Origin of the sequence: Nonomuraea candida, assembly GCF_000725485.1 — a bacterium.
Lineage (GTDB): Bacteria > Actinomycetota > Actinomycetes > Streptosporangiales > Streptosporangiaceae > Nonomuraea > Nonomuraea candida.
The window spans coordinates 28,815-52,698 of record NZ_JOAG01000047.1 but is presented as its reverse complement, the minus strand read 5'-3'; the positions used below and the strand labels follow the sequence as shown (position 1 = coordinate 52,698).

The window sequence follows — 23,884 nt, the reverse complement described above, 5'->3', positions numbered from 1 at the left end:
ACATTCCCCATGTAGTCGCCATAGATAGTTGTATAGGGGGACATAGGGGTGCGTTTCACGGTCCTTGGCCCGGTCGGAGTGACCGTTCCCGGCCGGTCGCTGCCGGCGCTGGCCCCTCGTCACCGGGCGGTCCTGGCGTACCTGCTGCTGCACGCCGGAACCCCGATCAGCGCCGAGCGGCTGATCGGCGCGATGTGGGGCGGCTTCCCGCCGGACACCGCCCGCGCGCAGATCCAGGCGTCGATCGCGGTGATCCGCCGGGTGCTGCGCGCGGCCGGCGCCCCCGACCTGCTGGCCACCCGCCCGGCCGGATACGTGCTGCGCGTCCCGGACGGCGAGCTGGACCTGGAGGAGTTCACCACGCTGGTCGCGGCCACCCGGGAGGCGAGCGGCGCCGAGGCCGTGGAGCTGCTGCGCCGCGCCCTGGCCCGGTGGCAGGGCCAGGCGCTGGCCGATGCGCACGCCGCGTTCGTCCCCGAGGCCCGGGCCAGGCTGGAGGAGCGGCGGCTGAGCGTCGTCGAGCGCTGCGCCGAGCTGCGGCTGGAGCTGGGCGAGGCCGACCAGCTCGTCGGCGAGCTGACCGAGCAGCTCGCCGCCCACCCGGCGCGCGAGCGCCTGAACAGCCACCTCATGCTGGCCTTGCACCGCGCCGGCCGCCAGGCCGACGCCCTGGCCGCCGCCCGCGCCTACCGCGAGCTCCTCGTCGAGCGGCAGGGACTCGACCCCAGCCCCGCCTTCGTGGCCCTGGAGCAGGCCATCCTGCGCGACGAGCCCGGCCTGCGCCCGCCGGTCGTGCCGGAAGCCGCACGCGAGCCGCAGCGGAGCCCGCTCTGCTTCCTGCCCTACACGATCCCCGACTTCGTCGGCCGCGACGCCGAGCTGGACCGGCTGGCCCGCTTCCCATGGGCCGACGGGAGCATGGTGACCGTCTCCGCCATCGACGGCATGGCCGGGATCGGCAAGACGGCGCTGGCCGTGCAGGCGGCCTACCGGCTGGCCGACCGGTTCCCCGACGGCCAGCTCTTCGTCGACCTGCACGCCCACACCGCCGGCCAGGCCCCGGTCGAGCCCGCCGCCGCGCTGGAGTCGCTGCTGGGCCAGCTCGGCGTGCCGGCCGAACGCATCCCCGCGACCCTGGCCGCCCGCTCCGCGCTCTGGCGGGCCGAGCTGGCCGACCGCCGGGCCCTCATCGTGCTGGACAACGCCGCCGACTCCGACCACGTACGGCCGCTGCTGCCCGGCGCCACCCACAGCCACGTCCTGATCACCAGCCGGCGCCGGCTCGTCGAGCTGGACGGCGCCCACCACCTGTCGATGGACCTGCTCCCCGCCCGGGACGCGGTCGAGCTGTTCACCGGCCTCGTCGGCGAGCGCGCCGGGGCCGAGCCCGTCGCCGTCATGGACGTGCTGCGGCTGTGCGGGTTCCTGCCGCTGGCCATCCGCATCGCCGCCGCCCGGCTGCGCCACCGGGCCCGCTGGAGCGTGGCCTACCTGGCAGAACGGCTGCTCGACCAGCGCAGGCGGCTGGCCGAGCTGTCCGCCGGGGAGCGGAGCGTGGCGGCGGCGTTCGCGCTGTCGTACCAGCAGCTCGAACCCGGGCACCGCCGCGTGTTCCGGCTGCTCGGCCTGCACCCGGGGACCGACATCGACCCGTACGCGGCCGCCGCGCTGGCCGGGCTGCCGATCGAGGAGGCCGAGATCCTCCTGGAGGACCTGCTCGACGCGCACGTCCTGCAACAGCGCCAGGCGGGCCACTACACCTTCCACGACCTGTTGCGCAGGCACGCCCATGACCTCGCCCAGACCGAGGAGCCGGCGGAGTCACGGGAGCGCGCCCTGACCCGGCTGCTCGACCACTACCGCTACACCGCGTCCGCCGCGGTCGATCTGCTGTATCCGGCGGGCATCCACGGCAAGCCCGACCCGCCGCGGCCGGGCACGACCGCCGTGCCCCTCGCCACCGCCGCCCAGGCGCGCGAGTGGCTGGAGGCCGAACGGGCCAACCTGATCACGATGGCCGCCTATGCCGCCGACCACTCCTGGCCAGGACATACCAGCGACCTCGCCGTCATCCTTCACCGGTACCTCTCCGATCGCCCGCACTACAGCGACGCGCTCGCGCTGCACGGCAAGGCGCTGCAGGCGAGCCTGCGCCGCGGCGACCGGGCGGCGCACGGCCGCGCCCTCGTCGACCTCGGCGAGGCGCACTTCCACCGGGGCGGCTACGAGGCGGCGCACGACCATTACCGGCGGGCCCTGGACCTGTACCGCGCGATCGGCGACCGGCGCGGCCAGGCGCGGGCGCTGAACGACCTCGGCGGCATCTGGTGGCGGCAGCGACAGTACGACCGGGCCCACGACTGCTACCGGCGCTCACTGGAGCTGTGCCGTGAGCTGGGCATCCGGATCGGCGAGGCCGCCGGGCTGGCCAATCTCGGCATCGTCCACGAACGGCAGGGCCGCTACGAAGAGGCGCACACGCACCTGTGCCGGGCCATCGAGCTGTACGGCGAGATCGGCGAGCGCCGGTTGAAGTCGGTCGCGCTGGACAACCTGGGCCTGGTGTACCGGCGCCAGGGGAACCTGGCCCTGGCCCGCGACCACCACCAGCGGGCCCTGAACCTGTGCCGCGAGCTCGGTTACCGCTACGGCGAGGCCAGCGCGCTGAACGGCCTCGGCGAGACGGCCAGAGCGATGGGAGACCCGGCCAGGGCCAGGCACGACCACGACTTCGCCCTCGCGCTCTCCCTGGAGATCGGCAGCGATCCCGAGCACGCGCGGGCCCACGACGGGCTCGCCCGCAGCCACGCCGACCTCGGCCGGCTGGATGACGCCCGCCACCACGCCAAGGAGGCCCTGCGGATGTATCTCCGGCTCGACGTGCCCGAGGCCGACGAGATCAGGCACTTCCTGGCCGGCCTGACGGCCACCGGATGAGCCGGGGACGGGCACGTCCCCGGCGGCAGGTGACTGCCGCGGGACGGTAGGTGAGTGCCGCGGGACGGTAGGTGAGTGCCGCGGGACGGTAGGTGAGTGCCGCGGGACGGTAGGATGCATGGACGTTATACCCTTCCCCCCTATAGGTATAGCGAGCGAGAGGAGCGTTCCATGATCAGCTGGCGTGCGCCGGGCCGGGCCGGCGGCTCCGGTTCCCTGCCGGGGGCCGGCCGGTGCGGGCATTCGGAGTGGTCGTCCGCGGCGCCGTCCGCAGTGCCGTCCGCCTCCGGCCCCGCCGATCGGCAAGGCGCGAAGACCGGCTGACCGCCGGCGAAGGACGCCACCGCGTACGAGCGCGCGCGATCCCTCCGGGGCTTGCCCTCAAGTTAAGTAGAGGTTCTACAGTCGCCGTAACGGTCGTGCCCGGCCGGTGTTCGAAGGAGTGATCATGAGTCTTGAGGTCTTCGGCGTCGCGGACAACCCCCAGAGCGACGTGGACGCCATCGTCGGCCTGGTGGCCGCGGTTCAGGAAGCGCAGCAGAACGAGCAGGTCGAGGCTTTTCTCAGCCTGTTCCGCAGGGCGGACCCGGTCTGGACGACCGGGCACGGCAAGCGCCTTTCCGGCTGGCAGACCATCCACGATTTCACCGCCCAGGTCCTTCCGGGCTCCACCCGGCACGGAACCGCTGCCTACACCCCGGTCCGGATCCTGTTCATCCGCCCGGACGTGGCCGCCGTCAACGTCCATCAGGTGCCCCTCAACCCTGACGGCACCCCCGGCGACGGGCCCGAAGGACGGCCCTTCTACATCCTCGCCAAGGAAGAGGGCGTCTGGAAGATCGCGGCCGCTCAGAACACCCAGGTCTACGAGAAGCACTGAACCTCCGGCTGGACCCTCCCCCCTGGGGAGACCCCATGCTGGGGCGTGGCGAGAAGTCGCCGCTTGATGAGGCGACTCGCCGGCGCTCGGACGGCTGGGCGTCTCGCCGGCGCTCGGCCGGCTGGGCGTCTCGCCGGCGCTCGGACGGCTGGGCGTCCGACAGCCGCCGGCGCACCGACGTCCGTTTCCCTTGGAGGAGCCATGACCCCGCGATTGGTCCACTGTGATCCCGTCACCTGCCTCAACGTCACCGGCATGGGGGAGCCCGGCGGCGCCGAGCACGTCTCGGCCATAGGCGCCCTGTACGCCGTGGCCTCCGCGATGGGCGGCCCCGCCGGCCGGCTGGAGGGCCGCTGGTGGGTGGAGGACTCCCGGCCTCCGCTGGAGGTGCCGCGCGACCAGTGGCGCTGGCATCTGCTGCTGCCGCTGGCCGAGGCGCCCGCGCCGGGGGTGGCCGAGGCGGCGCGTGAGCAGGCGCGCGCCTCCGGCGCGGCCGTCGACCGCGTCCAGGTCGTCACCTTCACCGAGGGCACCTGCGTGGAGTTGCTCCACGAGGGGCCCTACAGCGAGGAGAAGGCGTCGCTCGACGTGATGGAGGCGTTCATGGCCGAGCACGACCTGGTGCCCAACGGGCTGCACCACGAGATCTATCTGACGGATTTCACCGATCCCAGCCCCAGGACGATGCTCAGGCAGCCGGTGCGCCCCGCCGAACCGGGCCGCGGGGCTCATGGGTGAGCCGTGGACTACCGGCGGGAGCTGATGCCCCGGACCGCCGTCGCGGGGGTGGCGGAGCACGCCGGCCGCCTCCGTGGGCGGAGGCCGGATCGTACGAGACCGCCCTACAGCAGCTTGTCCGGGGTGATCGGCAGGTCGCGGACGCGTTTTCCCGTCGCGTGGAAGACGGCGTTGGCGATGGCGGGAGCGGTTCCGATGGTGGCGATCTCTCCGAGACCCTTCACGCTTCCGGGAATGTGCGGGTCGTCCCTCTCGACGAAGATCGCGTCGATGTCGGGTACGTCGGCGTTGACGGGGACGTGGTATCCCCAGAAGCTGGCGTTGGTGATGCGCGCGTCGCGGCGGTCCACCTCGGTGGCCTCGGTCAGCGCCTGGCCGATGCCCATCACCACGCCGCCGATGACCTGGCTGCGCGCGGTGCGGGGGTTGATGATGCGGCCGGCCTCGATCGCCTTGACGTGTCTGGTCACGCGGACCGTCCCGAGCTCCGGGTCCACCTTCACCTCGGTGAAGTCGGCGCCGAAGGCCCACCTCGCGACCGTCGCCCCCTCGCGCGGCGGTGGGGTGTGCTCCCCGGTGGCGTCCACGGCCTGCAGCCGGTTGCGGCGCAGGATCTGCGCGTACCTCTCGCCCCTCGACCGGTCACCGCGCACGAACAGGTATCCGTCGTCCACCAGGACGTCGTCGGGGGACGCGCCGGACAGCGGCGAGCCGTCGTCGGCCACGGCGATGCGGATCACCTTCGCCCGCAGCGCCTCGCCGGCGAGGCGGGCGGCCGCCGCCACGCTGGCCGCGGTGTGCGAACCGAACGAGCCCCCGCCGTTCGGCAGATCGGTGTCGCCCAGTTCCGCGCGCATCATCGCCACCGGGACGCCGAGCGCGTCCGCCGCCACCTGAGTCATGATCGTGAACGTGCCGGTGCCCAGGTCCTGGCTGCCGATCTGCACCACGGCACGCCCGTCGGCGCCGAGCCTGACGAGCGCGCTCGTCGGATCGCTGCCGGCGTGCCGGACCGCCGTGGCCATGCCCCACCCGACCAGGTAGCGGCCGTCCCGCATCGAACGCGGCTTCGGGTTCCGCTCCGGCCAGCCGAACCGCCGTGCGCCCCGTTCGTAGCACTCCAGCAGGCCGTTGCTGGACCAGGGGAGGCCGGAGTTCGGGTCCCGCTCGGCGTAGTTGCGCCTGCGCAGCTCCAGCGGGTCGACGCCGAGCTCGGCGGCGAGCTCGTCCATCGCCGACTCGATGGACACCAGCCCGACCCCCTCGACAGGGGAGCGCATCGGCACCGGCGTCTGGCAGTTGACCCTCACGAACCGCTGGGTGGTCCGGATGTTCGGGGCGGCGTACGGCACGGGGGTGGCGGCGCCGATGAAGAACGGCGGCGTGTCGTAGAACGCGGACGTGTCACCGACGCAGTCCTGCGCGATGGCGGTGAGCACGCCGTCGCGCCGCGCCCCCAGCCGCACCCGCTGGACGGAGTGCGGCCGCTGGCCGGTGGCGGCGAACATCTGCCGGCGGGTGGTCACCAGCCGCACCTGCCGCCCGGTGAGCCGGGCCGCCATCGCCGTCACCACGCTCGGCCAGCACCAGGCGCCCTTGCCGCCGAAGCCGCCGCCGAGGAACTCGGAGACGACCCGGACCTGTTCCGGCCGGAGCCCGAACGTCGTGGCCAGCCCGTCGCGGATCATGCTGATCGTCTGGGTGGACACGTGCACCGTCACCTCCTCGGCCGTCCACCGCACCGTGGTCGCCATGGTCTCCATGGGGTGGTGGTGCTGCGCCGGGGTGGTGTACGTGCGGTCGATGACGACCGCCGCCTCGGCCAGCCCCCGGTCGGCGTCGCCGACCGTCGCCGGCGGCGCGTGCCGCGGGGAGTCGAACGCGTCGTCGATCCCCTCGAACAGGGTGGCGACCGGCCGCTCCGCCGCGTACTCCACCCGCACCAGGGAGGCCGCGTGCGTCGCGTTCTCCAGGGTGTCGGCCACCACCACCGCCACCGGCTGGCCGGAGTAGTGCACGCGATCGTCCTGCAGCACCAGGAGCGTCTCGTGGGCCGGACCGAAGACCTCCTGGGCGGGGACCGGCCGCAGCCGCGGCGCGTTCCGATGGGTGATCAGCTCCAGGACGCCGCCGGCCGCGCGGGCCTGCCGGGCGTCGATCGAGGTGATCCGTCCCTTCGCCACGGTGGCGCAGACCGCCACCGCGTGGACGAGGTCCTTCCCGTCGTCCTGCGGCAGGTCGGCGGTGTACCGGGCCGCGCCGGTGACCTTGAGCCGGCCCTCCACCCGCGCGAGGGGCTGTCCCACAGCGCTCATCTCAATCCTCCACTTCCGACAGTGCGCGGGCCACCGCCCGCTCGACCATCGCGACCTTGAACCGGTTGTGCCGCCGTGGCACGGCGCCGCTCGCGGCGGCCTTGCCCGCGGCCCGGCGGCTCGCCTCGTTCAGCGGCTTCCCGGTGAGGGCCGCCTCGGCGGCGCGGGCCCGCCACGGCCGCGGCGCCACACCGCCGAGCGCGATCCGGCAGTCGCGCACCACACCGCGCCGGACGTCCACCGCGACGGCGACCGAGACCAGCGCGAACGCGAACGAGGCACGGTCGCGGATCTTCAGATAGTGCGAGCGGGCCGCGAACCTGCTCGCCGGCACGTCGATCCCGGTGATCAGCTCGCCGTGCTCGAGGACGGTCTCGCGATGCGGCTCCTCGCCCGGCAGCCGGTGCAGCTCCTCGATCGGGATCGCCCGGGCGCCGGCCGGCCCCTGCGTCCGCGCCACCGCGTCCAGCGCGGTCAGCGCCACGGCCAGGTCGGAAGGGTGCACGGCGATGCAGTGGTCGCTGCCGCCGAAGATCGCGTTGTAGCGGTTGTTGCCCTCCAGGGCGCCGCATCCGGAGCCCGGTTCCCGGCGGTTGCAGGCGAAACTGACGTCGCGGTAGTACGAGCATCGCGTCCGCTGCAGCAGGTTTCCTCCGGGTGTGAACATGTTGCGCACCTGCGGGGACGCGCCGGCCAGCAGGGCCTGCGCCAGCACCGGGTAGTCGCGGCGCACGACCGGATGGTTCTCCACGTGACGGGCCAGGGCGCCGATGTGCAGCCCGTCCGCGCCCGCGCGGATGGAGGTCAGCGGTAACGCGCGGATGTCCACCAGCCGGTCGGCCGCGATCTGGCCCTCGCGGACCAGGTTCAGCACCTCGGTGGCGCCCGCGACGTACTGCGCCTTCGGGTCCGGCGACACCTGCAGCACGGCCGACCGCACGCTGCTCACCGTGGTGTAGGAGAAGGGCCTCATCGCGCGCCTCCGCCGGCCGCCTGCCGCACCGCCGCGACGATGTTCGGGTACGCGCCGCAGCGGCAGATGTTGCCGCTCATCCACTCCCGCACCTCTCCGGGGGAGCCGGCGTGGCCCTCCTCGATCAGCGCGGCGGCGCTCATGATCTGCCCGGACGTGCAGTATCCGCACTGGAACGCGTCGCATTCGAGGAACGCCCGCTGCACCGGATGCAGCTCGTCGCCCTTGGCCAGCCCCTCGATCGTGGTGATCTCGGCGTCGCGCCGCATGACCGCCAGCGTGAGGCAGGAATTGACGCGCCGCCCGTCGACCAGCACCGTGCACGCTCCGCACGCCCCCTGGTCGCAGCCCTTCTTCGTGCCCGTCAGTCCCAGCCGCTCGCGCAGCGCGTCCAGCAGCGTCGTCCTGGGCTCCACCGACAGCGTGCGCTCCCGCCCGTTCACCCGCAGGCTGATCTCCACCGGTTCGGCGGCCAGCGTCTCTTCCCTGACGGGCGGCGCGGTCGCGGCACGCGCGGCCTCGGCCTGGGCGGCCACCCCCGCGCCGACCGTCGCCGCGCCGAGCAGCGCGCCGCGCCCGAGCACCTGCCGCCTGCTCGGTCCGCCGGCCGCGCGGCCGGCGGACTCCCTGCTTCCAACGTCATCTGGCATGGAAACGTGTGCCTCTCTCTGGTTCGGCCTGGACTCCGCCCAGGACGTGACGGGCGGCCTTCGCGCCGGGCACGGCCACTCCCGGGACACGCGTTCATGCTCGCCGCCCCGGCACCGCAGGCACATCGGCGAACACCGCCTAGGGGCGTCGCCTAGGTTTCCCGGTACTACGGGCACACCGTCGTGACCGGCGCCTACACCAGGCGCATGTCCCCGAGCTGGCGGCGCGAGGTGATGTTCAGCTTGCGGAAGATGTTGCGCAGGTGAGCGTCGATGGTGCGCGAGCTGAGGAAGAGCTGCGCGGCGACCTCCTTGGAGGTCGCGCCCGAGGCCACCAGCCTGGCGATGCGCAGCTCCTGGGGGGTGAGCGCGTCGAAGGGCTGGGCGGACCGCTTGCGGGGGTGCTCGCCCATGGCGCGCAGCTCACCGGCGGCACGGGAGGCGAAGCCGTCCGCGCCGATGTCGGAGAGCAGCGTGTGGGCGGTGCCGAGCTGTTCGCGCGCGTCCTGGCGGCGGCCCTCGCGGCGCAGCCACTCGCCGTAGACGAGGTGGGCGCGGGCGAGGTGGGACACCGTCCGGCCGCCGGCGAGCCGCTCGATCGCCTCGCGGTACAGCTCCTCCGCCTCCTGGCCGGCGCTGATCAGCGCTCGTGATCGCGCCGCCAGCCCGAGCGCCCACGGGGCGCCGGTGGCGCGTGCCTGCGCGTCGAGCCGCTCCAGCGCCGCAGCCGCGGGCGCGGGCCGGCCGGCGCGGACCGCGGCTTCCACCACCTCCGGCAAGGCCATGCCGGCGTGCACCATCTCGGCGGACTCCCGGACGCGTTCCGCGGCGGCGAGGGCGGCGTCGTAACGGCCCAGCCCGTTGCTCAGCACGGCCAGCGCGTAGTCGGCGATCGTGAGCGCGGTGCCCTCGCCGCGCCGGGTGGCGTCGTCCACGCTCATGCGGTGCAGCGTGGCGGCCTCGTCCCGGTGCCCGCGCCAGGCCGCGAGCAGCAGCCTGCCGTGGGGTATGGGCGCGGCTCCGGTCGCCCGGGCGATCGCGTCGCTCTCGTCGACGAGGTCGGCCACGCGGGCGAGCTCGCCGGTGTGGGTCAGCACCGCCGCGGAGAGGTTGAGCGCGAACGGAAGCGTCATCAGGGCGCCGGTCTCCCGGGCGAGCCGCACGTAGCGGTCGGCGAGGGCGTGGGCCGCGCGGTCGTCCCACAGCCCCATCGCCGTGTGGCCGGCCAGCCACTCCCACCGTAGCTCGGCGTCTTCGGCGGCCGGCGCCCGGGCCGCGAAGGACTCCACCGCCCGGCGCAGCGTGGGCACGCTCTCGGCGTAACCCCGCAGGAAATGGGTCACCAGGCCGTCGAGCAGCAGATCCGGAGGTCTCGGCGGCGTGGGTGGCGCGGGCGCGGCCCCGGCGGCCTCGGCCACTTCGGCGACCCCGTGGCCGCGGGCGAGGGGGCCGGCGAGCATCGCCGCTTTGAGCGCGTGCAGGTAGGTCTCCCGGGACAGCGCGGCGTCCAGCGGGCCGAGCAGCTTGGCCGCGTCGAGCAGCATCCCGGGCACGTCGCTGCCGCGGGTCGTGTCGAACACCAGCTGTGTGCGCAGGAGCTCCGCCCGGGCGTGGTGGAGCGCGTCCAGCGGTCCGGCCGTGGCGGCGGCGAGCAGGTGCAGGGCGGCGTCGGACGCGCCCGCCTGGTGCTTGGCGCGGGCGGCGTCCAGCATGCGGCGGGCCCGGAGGCCGGGCTCGGAGGTCAGCTCCGCCGAGCGCTCCAGGAACGCGGCCGCCGCGGCATGCCCGCCCCGTGCCCGTGCCCGGTCGGCGGAGAGCTGCAGCTCCGCCGCGATCGCGTCGTCGGTGCCGAGCACCGACCGCGACCGATGCCAGGTGCGGCGGTCGGGGTCGGCCCGCGCGTCGGTCACGGCCGCGATCGCGCCGTGCGCGCGGCGGCGGTCGGCCGGCGTGGCCGCCCGGTAGACCGCCGAGCGCGCCAGCGGGTGCGTGAACCGCACCCGGGAGTCGATCGCCAGCAGCCCCGCGGCCTGCGCCGGCTCGGCGTCCTGCGGCCCGAGGCCGAGGTGGTCGGCGGCACGCAGCAGCAGCGCGGTGTCGCCGACCGGTTCCGCCGCCGCCACCACGAGTAACAGCCGGGTCGCCGCCGGCAGGGCGGCGGTACGGCGCCGGAAGCTCTCCTGGATCCCGTCCGGGACGTTCAGGGCGCCCGGCAGGCCGAACCCGCCGGCGAGCTCCGTGGCCCCGGTGTACCGGCCCAGCTCCAGCAGCGCCAGCGGGTTCCCCCGGGCCTCGGCGAGGATGCCGTCGCGCACACCGTCGTCGAGTGGCTCGTGGACCGCCGAGGTCAGCAGGGCCCGGGCGTCGTCGTCGGCCAGGCCCGGCAGGCGTAGCTCGGGCAGGCCGGCGAGCAGCCGCCCGGCGTCAGTGCCGGGCGCGGGGTCGCGCAGGCCGAACAGCAGCGCCAGCGGCTCTGCGTGCAACCGCCGCGCCACGAAGGCCAGCGTCTGCAGGGAGACCATGTCGAGCCACTGCGCGTCGTCCACCAGGCACAGCAGCGGTCGCTCCGCCGAAGCCTCGGCCAGCAGGCTGAGCGTGGCCAGGCCCACGAGGAACGGGTCGGGCCGGTCGCCGGTGCGGTGCCCCAGCGCCACTCCGAGGGCGATCTGCTGCGGCTCGGGCAGCGTGTCGAGACGGTCGAGGAGCGGGGCGCACAGCTGGTGCAGCCCCGCGTACGCGAACTCGATCTCCGCCTCGACTCCCGTCGCGTGCAGCGTCCTGAACTCGGACGCGGCCTCGCGGGCGTGGGCCAGCAACGCCGTCTTGCCGATGCCGGCCTCGCCGCGCACGACCAGGACGCCGCTGCGGGCGTTTCGCGCCCCCGCGACCAGCCGCTCAACCGCCTCGCGCTCAGTCCGCCGACCCCTCACCCCAGGCAGCGTAATGCGTCATGGCACGCCGTCATACGTAGGGACGTCCGTGCGGCACCGTACCCGCACTTAGGCGATCACCGCCGACGCGGGTGTGGCCAGGGCCGGAGGAAAGTGAAGACCACCGGGCGAACCTTTGCCCGGCGCCCCCAGACGAAGGAATCGGTGCCATGGCCACGAACGCCCAGACATCCGCCAGCGCCGCCCCGCGGATCGCCCACGAAGCCCGGCGCGCCGTCCCCGAGTTCGTCCGCCCGGGTGAGCGCCTCATGTGGATCGGCGGCCGCCGGGTGCCCGGCTCTTCCGGGGAGACGTTGCCGAACGTCGATCCGACCACCGAGGAGGAGCTCGCGAGCATCCAGCGCGGCACCGCCGAGGACGTCGACGCGGCCGTCCGGGCGGCGCGGCGGGCGTTCGCCGACCCGTCCTGGTCGGGCATCGCCCCCGACCGCCGCGGCCGGATCCTCACCCAGATCGCCGGCGTCTTCGAGGAGCACGGCGAAGAGCTGGCCGACATCGAGTCCCGCACCATGGGCATGCCCAACCGGATGACGCGGCACATGATGGGCGCCGTCGCTCAGATCTACCGGCACTTCGCCGGCTGGCCCACCAAGCTCAACGGGCACACCGTCCCGCTGACGTCCGACCGGCTCGGCTACACCCGCAAGGCGCCGCTCGGCGTCGTCGGCTGCATCTGGGGCTGGAACGGCCCCATGCCGCAGCTCGCTCTCAAGCTCGCCCCCGCGCTCGCGGCCGGCAACACCGCGGTGCTCAAGCCGCCGGAGTGGGCCTCGCTGACCACGCTCCGCTTCGCGGAGCTGCTGGACGAGCAGACCGACCTGCCCGCCGGCGTGGTGAACGTGGTCACCGGCACCGGAAGCGTGGCCGGCGAGGCGCTGGTCCGCCACCCCGGAGTCGCCAAGATCGCATTCACCGGCTCCACCCGGGTCGGCAGGCACGTCCACGAGGTGGCCAGCGCCGACCTCAAACGGCTCACCCTGGAGCTGGGCGGCAAGTCGCCCGTCGTCGTCTTCGCCGACGCCGACCTGGAGGCCACGGCGCACGGCGTCGCCGTCGCCCTCCTGGGCGGCAGCGGGCAGGCGTGCACCGCCGGCACCCGCATCCTCGTCCAGGAGAGCGTCCGCGAGGAGTTCACCGAGCGGCTGACGGCGGCCATGGCCGCGTTCACGGTCGGGGACCCCTTCGACCCGGCGACCATGATGGGGCCGCTCGCCACCCGCACGCACTTCGAGCGCGTGATGGACTATTTCGACGTCGCCGCCCAGGACGGGGCGCGCACCCGCACCGGCGGCACGCGGTGCGGCGACCGGGGCTACTTCGTGGCCCCGACCCTCCTGGACGAGGTCACCCCGGACATGCGGGTGGTGCGGGAGGAGATCTTCGGGCCGGTCGGCGCGCTGATGGGCTTCACCGACGCCGACGACGCGATCGTCAAGGCCAACCAGACCGAGTACGGCCTGGCGGCCTCGGTGTGGACGAAGGACCTCAACACCGCGCACCGGGTCGCCGACCGCATCGACGCGGGAACGGTCTGGGTCAACACCCACCACGAGATGACCACGGGGCCCATGCCGTTCGCCGGCTTCAAGCAGTCCGGGATCGGCGGCGAGGGCGGGCCCGAGGTGATGGACGCCTACACCAAGCACAAGGCGATCCTGGTCGCCCTCTGATCGCGTGCTCCGCTCACCTGACCGGCGTCCTCCCCGGCCCGGCGTCCTCCCCGGCCCGGCGGCCGGTGAGCCCGCTCAGGCGTGCGGGCGCAGGCCGTCAAGGACGATGCGCAGGAGGCGGTGGGCGCGGGCGTCCCACTCGGCGGGCTCCAGGCGGGTCAGGTAGCCGATGAGCAGGATGACGTCGCGGGCGTCGATGTCGGGGCGGATGGCGCCCTCGGCCTTGCCCGCGTCGAGGAACGTGGACAGCGTCTCGCCGATCGGGCCGAGGCTGCGCGCGGACAGGTCCCGCGACAGTCCCGCCTCGACGGCCGCGAACACCCCGCGCTTGACCTTCGCGTACTCGGCCACCCGGTCCAGCCAGCGGGCCAGGGCGGGCAGCGGCGCGTGCTCGGCCAGCAGTCCCGGCGCGGCGGCCACGAGGTCGTCCACGTCCTTGCGGTAGACCTCGGCGAGCAGGGCCTCCCGGGTCGGGAAGTGGCGATAGAGGGTGCCCTGGCCGACGCCGGCCCGTTTCGCGATCTCGTTGAGCCTCACCTCGTCCGCGGTCGCGACGACCTCTCGTGCCGCCTGGAGGATCCGTGCGCGGTTCTCGGCGGCGTCGGCTCGGCGGCGGGGTGCGTTCATCGGTCCTCCGCATGACGGGTCAACTAAGCGGACACGTGTCCGGTACGATGGGGAGCAGCTAAACGGACACGTGTCCATTTAACCGTGAAGGAAGTCCTCATGTCAGCCATCAGCGGCAAGGTCGTGGCCATCACCGGGGCGAGCAGCGGGATCGGGGAGGCCACCGCGCGCCTGCTCGCCGAGCGGGGCGCCGCCGTCGTGCTCGGCGCGCGGCGAACGGCGCGGCTCGACGAGATCGCCCGGGAGATCCGCGACCGCGGTGGGCGCGTCGTCACGCGCGCCGTGGACGTCACCGCCCGCGAGGACCTCCAGCGACTCGTCGGCCTGGCCGTGACCGAGTTCGGGCGGCTCGACGTGCTGGTGGGCAACGCCGGCATCAGCAAGATCGGTCCCGTGGCCGACCTCGACGTGGCCGGCTGGTCGGCGATGATCGACGTCAACCTGCGCGGCGTGCTGCACGGCATCGCCGCCGCGCTGCCGGTCTTCCGCGAGCAGGGGCAGGGCCACCTCGTGACCACGCTGTCGACCGCCGGCCTGAAGATCACGCCCACGATGGCGGTCTACGCCGCGACCAAGAACGCCGTGCGCACCCTCCTGGAAGGGCTGCGGCAGGAGTCGACCGACGGCGTGCTGCGGACGACGGCGATCTCGCCGGGCTACGTGCGCACGGAACTCGCGGACTCCATCGACAACCCCGAGGTCCGCGAGGAGATCCGCCGCAACATGGAGCAGTACGCCATCGCGCCGGAAGCCGTCGCCCGCGCCGTCGCCTTCGCCGTCGAACAGCCGCGTGACGTGGAGATCGGCGAGATCGTCATCCGCCCGGCGACCCAGAACTGAGCCGGCCGTCCCTCCCGTGGCGAGCCGCGCGCACGGACCGGCGTGAGGCGGGCTTCCTGCCGGGTGCCGGGCCGGTTCGCGCCGGCCCGGCACCTTCACCTCGTTGTTCCGCCTAGCCCTGCGGCTCCTCCGCCGGGCAGCGGGTGCCCTTGGCGGGGACGGTCAGCGAGATCAGATAGCCGTCCATGGCGGCCGTCGTGCACTCGGTCCTGCCGTAGACCCCGTGGCCCCAGCCCTCGTACGTGAACAGCGTGGCCTTGGGGCCGAGCTGCCGGGCCACGTTGGCCGACCACTCGTACGGGGTGGAGGGGTCGTGCATGGTGGTGGTCACCAGCAGCGGGGTGCCGCCCGTGTACCGCAGCGGGTGCTGGGGGTTGCCGACCGGGTGGCCCTGGCAGATCGGCATGTCGCCCATCGGCATCGGGTTGTAGTGCATGTCCGGGGCCACCGCGTTGGCGGCGCGCATCACGTCGGCGTACTCGCCGTAGCTCCGCAGCGACAGGTTCCAGTCCTGGCACAGGATCGCGGTGGGCAGCTCGGCGAACTGGCCGTTGACGGGCCAGTTGCCGGGAGGGCCGGGCATGTCGTCCGGCACCGGCCCGCCGTCCAGGGCGTTGAGCACCTGGGCCTCCAGCCGCCAGGCGGGCCCCTCGTTGAGCATCACGCCGAGCCACCGCAGGTTGTGGGCGCTCACCGGACGGCCGTCGCCCGGCCAGAACAGCTCGCCCCGGTCCGCCTTCTCCAGCAGCCCCTTCCACAGCGCCCGGACGTCGCGCCCGTGCAGCACGCACTCGCTGTCGCGCTCGCACCAGGCGACGAACTCGTCGAAGCTGTCCTCGACGGCGGCCGCCTCGCTCACCTGGAACGTCTTGACGTCCAGGCTGTGGTCCATGTTGCTGTCCAGCACCATGGCGCGGATCCGGTGGGGGAACAGCTCGGCGTACATCTGCTGGGCCAGCGTGCCGTAGGAGACGCCGTAGGAGGTCAGCTTGTCGTCGCCGAGCGCGGCGCGGATGGCGTCCATGTCACGGGCCACGTCGACCGAGTCGAGGTGGTCGTAGACGGGGCCGGTGTGCTTGCGGCAGTCGGTGCGCAGCTTCGCGTCGAACGCGACCCACTTGAGGTAGTCGGCCTGGCTGGTCATGACCGGGTGCGGCATCTGGTTGTACACCGCGGCCGAGCAGGTCACCGAGCCGCTGCGGGCGACGCCGCGCGGGTCGAAGCTGACGATGTCGAAGCGCCGCTGGATGTCCTCGCTGAAGCCGGACGGCCGCAGGATGCCGTTCACGCCGGAGTTGCCGGGACCGCCCGGGTTGCTCAGCAGGGAGCCGATCCGCGCGGACGGGTCGGTGGCCTTGCGGCGGGCCACGGCCAGGTCGATGGTGGGCCCGTAGGGCCTGGACCAGTCGACGGGCACCTTCAGCGTGCCGCACTCGACGGTGGGTTCCTCCTCGCACGGCCCCCAGGTGATGCCGCGCTTGCCCACGGCATCCGTGACGTCCTGCCCGGTCACCGCCGCGCCGGCCGTCCCCGCCAGCGGGACGGTTAACAGCGTCGTCAAGGCCATGAGGGCGGTGGCGAGCAGGGGAGTTCTTCTCGGCACATTGCTCCTATCGTCGATCGGCGTCGATCGGCACGCGGGGCTGCTCGCACGGCACACGATCGGCTCCTGACACCTCGCCGCACCGGACGGCCGCGCGGGGACAGGATCAGACCCCCGTCGAAGGTCCCCGAACCGTGGAGCACCCCGTCACGCCTCAGCGGCCCGTGGCGGGGCCGGTGGCGCGCCTCTCCTTGATCATGTCTCCCGAATCTAACAGGCGACGGCCGCTTCGTTGGCATATCGCCAGAATTCGTACAAATCGCTGGCTCGCGCCGCGAACCCGAGCAGGCCCGGGGAAGCTCATGGTGCGAACTAAAAGTTACCTAATGATTACAATGGGTAGTATCTCCATGTCGGAACTAGGCAAAGGAGAGGAAGTGCCCGGCCATGAACGCCGAACTGCGCGAGCTGGCCACCATCGTCCACCCCGACCCGGTCACCTCGGCGCGCCACCGCGCCGCCGGCCACTGGCGCGAGGAGACCGTCGTCGACGATCTGGCCCGCGCCCGCGCCGCCGCCCCCGGGCAGGTCGCGCTCATCTGCGCGTCGGCACGCCGGAGGGAGGGGGTGCGCACGCTCACGTTCGGCGAACTGGGCGAGCGGGCCGACCGGTTCGCCGCCGGCCTGCACGGGCTGGGCGTGCGGCGCGGCCAGGTCGTCGCCTTCCAGCTGCCCAACTGGTGGGAGACCGTCGCCCTCGCGCTGGCCTGCGCCCACCTCGGCGCGGTCGTGCTGCCGCTCAAGCTGGGCATGGGCGCGCACGAGCTGCGCCGCAGGCTGCGGGTCTGCGGCGCGGCCGTGTGCGTGACCGTGGACCGCTGGGACGGCGTCGACCACGCCGCCGTGCTGGCCGAGGCGGCCGCCGGGCTGCCCGAGCTGCGCCACCGCGTGGTCCTCGGTGACGCGGCGGCCACCTCCGCCGTCGACTTCGACTCCCGGCTGCGCGCCGCCCCCGGCCCGCTCCCGCCGCCGACGCCCCTGGGCGCCGACGAGGTGGCGCTGGTGGCCTTCACCTCGGGCACGACCGGCGACGCCCTCGGCGTCCTGCACAGCTACAACACCATGCACGCGGCCATCTCCCGGACCGAGGGACCCATCCCCGACCCGGTCGCCGTCTCGAGCGTGATCGGCGTCCCCGCGGGCTTCAGGAAGATCGTGCTGGAGACCGTCCTGCGCCGTCGCCGCGTGCTGATCGGCGACAGCCCCGACCCCGGACGCTGGCTCGACCTGCTGGCCGAGCACCGGGCCGCGTCCATGATCGCCATTCCCCGCCTGCTGCGCGAGCTGGCCGCCGAGCAGCGGCTGCGCCCCCGGCCGCTGCCCGGGCTGCGGAAGCTGAACAGCCTCGCCGCGCCGCTGACGGTCGCGGACGCGCTGCTCATCCGCGAGCGCCTGGGCGCCGTGCTGATCAACTGCTGGGGGATGACCGAGACCGGCGGCGGCCTCGCCACCGGCGCGGCGGACCCGCCCGACTGGCCCGGCCGCAGCATCGGCACCCCCCGGCGCGGCGTCGAGGTGCGGTTGCGGGACGAGCCCGGCACCGGGCCCGGCGTCCGGCGGCTCACCGTGCGCAGCCCCTCCGTCTGCCTGGGCACCTTCCGGCGCGACACCGGCCGCCCCGTCTGGCTCCCGCGCGAGCACGACGGCTGGTACGACACCGGCGACCTCGTCCGCGACGACGGCCGCGGCGGCCTGCAGTACCTCGGCCGCGCCGCCGACCGCATCTCCGGCCCCGGCGCGAGCATGATCCCCGTCCACGACGTCGAGGAGGGCCTGCGCGGGCACGCGGGCGTCGCCGACGTGGCCCTGGTGGGCTACCCCAGCGCCGAGCACGGCGAGCTGCCCTGCGCCGTCGTCGTCCCCGCCGCCGACCCGCCCCCGTCCCTGGAGGAGCTGCGCGACCACCTGTCCGGGCGCGGCATGTCCCGCTGGCAGCTGCCCACCCGCCTGCTCCTCACCCCGGCCCTGCCCCGCAACGACCTCGGCAAGGTGCGCAAGGACCAGCTCCGGCAGCGCGCCGCCACCTCCTGACCACGCGCCGGCGCCCGGGCCGGGGGAGCGGAGCTCGACCGCCCGGGGCCGAATCAGCGGGATGCGACGGGCAGGTGTTCCACGATGCCGTAGCGGGCGTAGCGGGCCCGGGTGATGAACGCCCAGTAGCGCTCCCCGAAGGACCAGTGCCACCACTCCGTCGGGTAGTTGACGAAGCCGGCGTGGCGGCGACCGCGACCACACTCAGGGCGACGACGGGCAGCACCGGCATCGAGCGGAGGATGCGGGATAAGAACGTGGTGTGCTTCTGCATGGTGCGAAGCCTGCGCCGAGCTGCTCCAAACTCGGTTCAAACCCGCTTGAACGTCTTCGCCCGCGTCCTCCGGCCGTTGCGACCGCCGCCCTGGCCCGGACCGCGGCCATCGGCCGCCGGGCGGGGATCACCCGCCCGGCGCCGGCCCGCTTTCCCCCCTCGACGCCGCGTTGGACGCCGGTTACAGAGATTTTCCAGCGGCGTACGCGACCCTGCCGGCCGGTCGAGCCGGCGCCGTGGCGGTCCGGGAGACAGCCCTCACTTGCTCTCCTGGGCCGGGCAGCGGGTCCCCGGCGCGGGCACGGTCTGCGAGATCAGGTAGCCGTCTATGGCGGACGTGGTGCACGGGGTCCTGCCGTAGATGCTGTGACCCCAGCCCTCGTACGTGAGCAGCGTGGCCTTGGGGCCGAGCTGCTCGGCCACGTTGGCCGACCACTCGTACGGCGTGGAAGGGTCGTGCAGGGAGCTGCTCACCAGCAGCGGAGCGCTGCCGTCGTACTTCAGCCGGTGCTGCGGGTTGGTGACCGGGAAGCCCTGGCAGATCGGCATGTCGCCCATCGGCATCGGGTTGTACCGCATGTCCGGGGCCGCCTCGTTGGAGTCGCGCATCACGTCGGCGTACTCGTCGTAACCGCCCCGCAGCGACAGGTCGAAGTCCGAGCAGAGGATCGCGGTGGGCAGCTCGGCGGTGGGCCCGTTCGCGGGCTTGAAGCCCGGAGGGCCCGGCATGCCGTCCGGCACCGGCCCGCCGGCCAGGGCGTTGAGCACCTGGGCCTCCAGCCGCCAGTCGGGCGTCTCGTTGAGCATCACGCCCAGCCATTTGAGGCTGTGCGCGTCCACGGGGCGCCCGGAAGCGCCCGGCCACTGCAGCTCGCCGCGGTCCGCCTTGTCGAGCAGCTCCTTCCACAGCGCGCGAACATCGCGCCCGTGCAGGACGCACTCGGTGTCGCGCTCGCACCAGGCGACGAACTCGTCGAAGCTGTCCTGCACGGCGGCCGCCTCGCTCACCTGGAACGTCTTGACGTCCAGGCTGTGGTCCATGGTGCCGTCCATCACGATGGCCCTGACCCGGTCGGGGAACAGCTCGGCGTACATCTGCTGGGCCAGCGTGCCGTAGGAGACGCCGTAGGAGGTCAGCTTGTCGTCGCCGAGGGCCTGGCGGATGGCGTCCATGTCGCGGGCCACGTTGACCGAGTCGAGGTGGTCGTACAGGGGGCCGGTCTGCTTGCGGCAGTCCGCGTGCAGTTTCTTGTTGTAGCCGACCCATTTGTTGTAGTCGTCCTGGCTGCTCATGATGGGGTTCGGCATCTCGTTGTACGTCGCCGCCGGGCAGGTCACCGCGCCGCTGCGGGCGACGCCCCGGGGGTCGTAGCCGACGATGTCGAACCGCCGCTGGATCTCCTGGCTGAAGCCGGACGGTCGGAACATGCCGTTGACGCCGGAGTTGCCGGGCCCGCCCGGGTTGACCAGCAGGGACCCGATCCGCGCGGACGGGTCGGTGGCCTTGCGCCGGGCGATGGCCAGGTCGATCTTGGGCCCGTCCGGCTTGGACCAGTCGATCGGCACCGCCAGCGTGCCGCACTCGACGGAGGGCTCCTCCTCACACGGCTTCCAGGCGATGCCGCTCTTGCCGGCGGCATCACGGGCGTCCTCTCCGGTCGACGGCCTGTCGGCCGCGCACGACGTCGTGGCGGCCAACAACATCGCCATCGCCGCGAGGACGACGGCGCGCGGAGAAGCTCTTCTTCGCACAATGCTCCCTGTCGTTTGTCGGCACTTGCGGGGCTGCCCACACGCTACGCGACCGAGCCCGAGATCCGGGATTCAGGCCCCCGCGCCCGCCCCCGGGAGGGCGCCGCGATCCGGGGCCGGGGGAGCGGCGGCCGACGTCCGACAGGGGATCACCTCAATGGCTGAGGTTGACCTGTGTCCTGTGGTGGTCGCCCTTCTCGATCAGGTCGACGAACCCGAGCGCGTAGTCCGCGGCGGAGATCGCGCCGCCGTCGGGCCGGACCGCGACGTCGTCGCCGAGCCGGTAGCGGCCCAGCCGCTCGCCGGGCATGCGTGCGCCGAACCTGAGCGCCGGGCTGACAACGACCCAATCGAATGTCGGGGGCGTGGCCAGAAGATCCTCGATGATGAGCGCCGCCCCGGCGCGGATCTCGTCGTGCAGCTCGGCGGGGATGTGGCTGAGGTCGGTGACGAAGCGATCGGCCCCGGGCGCGGGGCGCAGCGACGAGGCGCCGCCGACGACGTACAGGGGAACGCCGGCAGCGTCGGCCAGCCGCGCGATCGTGCGGTAGGCGTCGCGGAAGCCGCCCGCCAGCGGGCCGCGCGGGGAGAGCGCGCCCACCAGGACGTCCGCGCCCTCGATGACCGCCGAGAGCGTCGCCTCGTCGGTGGCGTCGCCCTGGACATAGGTCACGTCCGGGACCGGCGCGCCGGGCAGGGAACGGCTCAGCGCGGTCGCCGCGGCGGTGCTCCGGGGCGAGCTGGTTCGCCGCAGGAGGGCGACGCACCACAACGGGCTCGCGCACGACGAGCCGGCGCCGCCCGCAGGCTTCCCGGGCACGGCCCCGCACCCCAGCGCGGCGGGCACCCCGGCCCGTCCTTCCGGCTCAACACCGACCCGTGCGGGCTGAACCCGTTCCGGCCGTGCCCGGCGCCTCCGCCGGGGCGATGCCGTCCCCGGCGGGGTGCCGGAGGGCGCGGTCAGGGTCAGCGGCGAGGGGCCTGGGGGATGTCCTCGATCCGCCACAGGTGCAACCGGTCCCCGGACCCTCTCAGCAGGGCGTAGAGGGTTGTGCCCGAGAACGCGAGCCCGCCCGTGACGAACCTCCCCGCCGGGTTGTCCTCCGAGAAGACCGTCGTGCCCGTCGCCGCGTCGTAGACCGTGACATCGGTGTTCCAGTCACGTCCGCCGGCGACATAGGCATCGCCCGGGCTGATCGCCAGACCCGTGGGGTACGCCTCGTACGACTGACCGTAGTGGCGCACCCGGGTCAGCGTGGTGGTGCTCCAGGTGTCGAACCGGTACGGCGTGTCGAACGCCGAGATCACCCGCGCTCCGTCGGAGGTCAACGCGAGGTCCCTCACCTCCGACTGGTCATGCGTCACGCCGTCGATCGTGCCGCGTAAGGCCGGAGCGGGGCCGCTGATGTCGTAGACGATCAGGTCGGCCGGGACGCCGGTCACCTCACCGAGCACGAGGGTGTCGCCCGCGGCCACGACCTTCGGCGCGCTGTGCAGGCCGAGCCCGACGGCGGCCGGCGTAGGCGAGGCCGCCGCCAGGTCGAGGGAGAGGAAGCCGCCCTGGAATGTGTCGAAACAGCCGTAGCCCACCCACAGCCGCGCGCCGGTCAGTGCCAGCGAGGTCGGGCACGGGTGCTCGGGCAGGTCGATCCGGCGCTTGACCTCCAGGGTGCCCGTGTCGATCTCGGCCACCTGGTTCGACCCGGCCACCGCCGCGTAGAGGGAGGGGCCGTCGGCCTCGGCGGCCAGGCCGTACACGCCGGACAGGCCCGTGATGGAGCCGGTCGTGTCGCCTTGGGCGTTCGTGACGACGATCCGGTCTTCGGCGGAGACGAAGACCCTGCCGCCGCTGACGGCGATGTCACCGCTGCTCGAACCGTAGCTGAGGGATACGCCGAGGTCGGTCGTGGTGCCGGCGGCCGAGGCCGGAGTCGCCAGGGTGGTGGCCAGGAGGCCGGCCGCCACGGCCAGGCCGGTCAAACGGCGGATGATCACACGCAGCTCCTTTTCGGGAGTGGGGGAACGCCCTGATCAAGCCAGACCGTTCGACCTGGGTCAAGATCGACGGTGCGTGACCTTCCTCTTTTTCGAACTGGCATTCGCATGCTTGTTGGCCTGGTGCGACGGCATCTCTCGCGCCTCCCTGCGGAAAGTCACCCTCCGCGATATCCGCAGCTCGGCCGTCCTCGACCGAGACCGAACCGTGATCAGATTGGGTGCGGTTCCAGGACGTGGATCAGGCGCCTGAAACCGGAAAGCCGATGACGATGGCGGGTTCCGGCGGATGGTGGGACTGTGGAGGGCAAGGCGACCTGCTGGAGGAGATCGTGGAACACGCCGAGCTGAACACCGACCTGATCCTCGCCGCCATCCGGGACCACGGATTCGCAGCCTACGACGTCCTGGTCAAGGAGTTCCCGTCCGACCAGGTGGTCGCGGAGTTCACGAAAGCGGCCAGGTCGGGCTTCACGAGCTTCGGCGTGGGAGTGCACCTGGCGTCGCTGACGGACAAGGGCCGCAAGCGTCTCGACTCCCTCGCGAAGTAGCCGGCGGAGCTCTGGGTGAGCGTGCCGACCTGGCTGCCGGCCAGGTGGCGGCGTTCTGGCGGTTCTTGACGAGCACTAAATCCGAGCCGATAACCTCCTGTGTCGACATTTGTCGTAATTGCGCGGCATGAACCCCGCTGGGTCACCAGGCGAGGAGGCCGTGCTCGCCGGTGAACATGCCGGTCGTGCGGGCGCAGCCGCTTGGCGTACTGACGGGGACTTCGGCTTCGCTCGGCGGGCATCCCAGCAGCGGCGGCGGGTCGGCCATGGGCGCCGTGCGTCGCGGCCATGGCGGGTGAGCGAGCCGCCACGTCCGTGGTTCAGGCGGGACGGCTATTCCCCGCCGTCACCGTCGCCGTCGCCGCCGGAGTCGCCCGGCCAGCCCGAACCGCGCTCGGCGCCGCCGTCGCTGTCCGGCCAGCCGTCCGGCTCCTCGCCCGGCCTGCCGTCGTACTTGAACAGCGTCTCCTCCGAGACGGCCAGATCGCCGCTCCGCGAGGCGAACGCCCAGGCCACGCCACCGGAGAGCGGCCGCAGTCGCGCCGGGCCGCGGATCGCCGGGCCGTCGAACAGGTCCAGCTGGACGGGGCCCGGGGGCAGCATCGCCGCGTGCTCGGGCCGCGCGAACGCCAGGCGGACGAACTGCGCCCGCCCGTTCACCTGGGCGACGACCGTACGCACCGGGTAACCGGCCACCGATCGTTCGCGGCGCAGCGCCACCCCGGCCAGCACCCGCACCGCCTCCCCGTGCCGCGCGCGCCGCCACGCCCGCCGCATCCTGAGGAGCACGGAGGTCTCGCGTACGGCCGAGGTGCCCAGCAGGGCGCCGAAGGCCAGCGGGAAGAGGAAGAAGAGCACCGACCCTAAGGAGAAGGGCTCCTCGACCTCCCCCGACAGCGCGGAGACCACGAAATAGACTTCCATCCCGACGGCGCCGGCCGTCATGACGATGGCCGCCATGGGGTTGGGCGCGCCACCCATGCCCGCCCGGCGCGCCAGCCGGAACGCGCCGCTGTCGTCCCGCACCCGGTGAACCCGTCCGTCCGCCATGCCGAGTCACCCTACGGGACGCGGCCGACAAGTGGCGCGCGGACGAG

General features: G+C 73.3%; 17 protein-coding genes. 7 read left to right on the top strand and 10 right to left on the bottom strand.

Annotated elements, in window-relative coordinates; genetic code table 11:
- Positions 1-48: 48 nt before the first annotated feature.
- The 3 genes from IO39_RS35610 (at position 49) to IO39_RS35600 (ending at position 4,555) form a co-directional block, all read left to right on the top strand.
- Positions 49-2,937 carry an AfsR/SARP family transcriptional regulator gene (locus IO39_RS35610; RefSeq protein WP_043633024.1) on the top strand — a complete coding sequence of 963 codons (2,889 nt, stop codon included), beginning with the start codon at positions 49-51 and terminating at the stop codon, positions 2,935-2,937.
- Between the two features lie 448 nt (positions 2,938-3,385).
- A complete protein-coding gene (locus IO39_RS35605) occupies positions 3,386-3,817 on the top strand; it encodes an SgcJ/EcaC family oxidoreductase (RefSeq protein WP_043633021.1) in 432 nt (143 codons plus the stop codon).
- 201 nt (positions 3,818-4,018) lie between these two features.
- Positions 4,019-4,555, top strand: coding sequence for a GyrI-like domain-containing protein (locus IO39_RS35600; RefSeq protein WP_063765408.1), 537 nt, complete (start codon positions 4,019-4,021; stop codon positions 4,553-4,555).
- A 104-nt stretch (positions 4,556-4,659) separates the two neighbouring features.
- Here IO39_RS35600 and IO39_RS35595 read toward each other — a convergent pair whose 3' ends face one another.
- From IO39_RS35595 to IO39_RS35580, 4 genes are all read right to left on the bottom strand, one after another.
- Complete coding sequence (locus IO39_RS35595) at positions 4,660-6,870, bottom strand: xanthine dehydrogenase family protein molybdopterin-binding subunit (protein ID WP_043633017.1); 2,211 nt, start codon at positions 6,868-6,870, stop codon at positions 4,660-4,662.
- Position 6,871: 1 nt separating this feature from the next.
- Complete coding sequence (locus IO39_RS35590) at positions 6,872-7,843, bottom strand: FAD binding domain-containing protein (protein WP_043633015.1); 972 nt, start codon at positions 7,841-7,843, stop codon at positions 6,872-6,874.
- The gene (locus IO39_RS35585) at positions 7,840-8,319 is read right to left on the bottom strand and encodes a (2Fe-2S)-binding protein (RefSeq protein WP_043633117.1); all 480 of its coding nucleotides are present in this window, start codon (positions 8,317-8,319) and stop codon (positions 7,840-7,842) included. Before IO39_RS35585 ends, IO39_RS35590 begins: the two co-directional genes overlap by 4 nt.
- Before the next feature lie 368 nt (positions 8,320-8,687).
- Complete coding sequence (locus IO39_RS35580) at positions 8,688-11,423, bottom strand: ATP-binding protein (RefSeq protein WP_211267285.1); 2,736 nt, start codon at positions 11,421-11,423, stop codon at positions 8,688-8,690.
- Between the two features lie 170 nt (positions 11,424-11,593).
- Here IO39_RS35580 and IO39_RS35575 point away from each other — a divergent pair, with 170 nt between their 5' ends.
- A complete protein-coding gene (locus IO39_RS35575; RefSeq protein ID WP_052423785.1) occupies positions 11,594-13,114 on the top strand; it encodes an aldehyde dehydrogenase family protein in 1,521 nt (506 codons plus the stop codon).
- 75 nt (positions 13,115-13,189) lie between these two features.
- Here IO39_RS35575 and IO39_RS35570 read toward each other — a convergent pair whose 3' ends face one another.
- Complete coding sequence (locus IO39_RS35570; protein ID WP_043633009.1) at positions 13,190-13,741, bottom strand: TetR/AcrR family transcriptional regulator; 552 nt, start codon at positions 13,739-13,741, stop codon at positions 13,190-13,192.
- 99 nt (positions 13,742-13,840) lie between these two features.
- On the opposite strand from IO39_RS35570, the gene IO39_RS35565 reads away from it, so the two are divergent.
- Positions 13,841-14,581: an SDR family oxidoreductase gene (locus IO39_RS35565; RefSeq protein ID WP_043633007.1), complete on the top strand. Its 741-nt coding sequence runs from the start codon at positions 13,841-13,843 to the stop codon at positions 14,579-14,581.
- Between the two features lie 112 nt (positions 14,582-14,693).
- Here IO39_RS35565 and IO39_RS35560 read toward each other — a convergent pair whose 3' ends face one another.
- Positions 14,694-16,184, bottom strand: a complete 1,491-nt coding sequence (locus tag IO39_RS35560; protein ID WP_043633004.1) for an alpha/beta fold hydrolase — start codon at positions 16,182-16,184, stop codon at positions 14,694-14,696.
- A gap of 387 nt (positions 16,185-16,571) precedes the next feature.
- On the opposite strand from IO39_RS35560, the gene IO39_RS35555 reads away from it, so the two are divergent.
- On the top strand, positions 16,572-18,215 hold the full coding sequence (locus IO39_RS35555; RefSeq protein WP_052423784.1) for an AMP-binding protein: 1,644 nt from the start codon (positions 16,572-16,574) through the stop codon (positions 18,213-18,215).
- 532 nt (positions 18,216-18,747) lie between these two features.
- Here the strand turns inward: IO39_RS35555 and IO39_RS35550 are convergent.
- From IO39_RS35550 to IO39_RS35540, 3 genes are all read right to left on the bottom strand, one after another.
- Positions 18,748-20,199, bottom strand: a complete 1,452-nt coding sequence (locus IO39_RS35550; protein WP_043633001.1) for an alpha/beta fold hydrolase — start codon at positions 20,197-20,199, stop codon at positions 18,748-18,750.
- A gap of 196 nt (positions 20,200-20,395) precedes the next feature.
- Complete coding sequence (locus IO39_RS35545) at positions 20,396-21,061, bottom strand: NAD(P)-dependent oxidoreductase (protein WP_211267283.1); 666 nt, start codon at positions 21,059-21,061, stop codon at positions 20,396-20,398.
- 146 nt (positions 21,062-21,207) lie between these two features.
- Positions 21,208-22,236 carry a hypothetical protein gene (locus IO39_RS35540; RefSeq protein WP_043632997.1) on the bottom strand — a complete coding sequence of 343 codons (1,029 nt, stop codon included), beginning with the start codon at positions 22,234-22,236 and terminating at the stop codon, positions 21,208-21,210.
- A 266-nt stretch (positions 22,237-22,502) separates the two neighbouring features.
- Here IO39_RS35540 and IO39_RS35535 point away from each other — a divergent pair, with 266 nt between their 5' ends.
- Positions 22,503-22,787, top strand: a complete 285-nt coding sequence (locus tag IO39_RS35535) for a hypothetical protein (protein WP_043632994.1) — start codon at positions 22,503-22,505, stop codon at positions 22,785-22,787.
- A gap of 333 nt (positions 22,788-23,120) precedes the next feature.
- Here the strand turns inward: IO39_RS35535 and IO39_RS35530 are convergent, their stop codons facing one another.
- Entirely contained in the window at positions 23,121-23,837 is a 717-nt protein-coding gene (locus IO39_RS35530; RefSeq protein WP_043632992.1) for a hypothetical protein, read from the bottom strand.
- Positions 23,838-23,884: the final 47 nt, after the last annotated feature.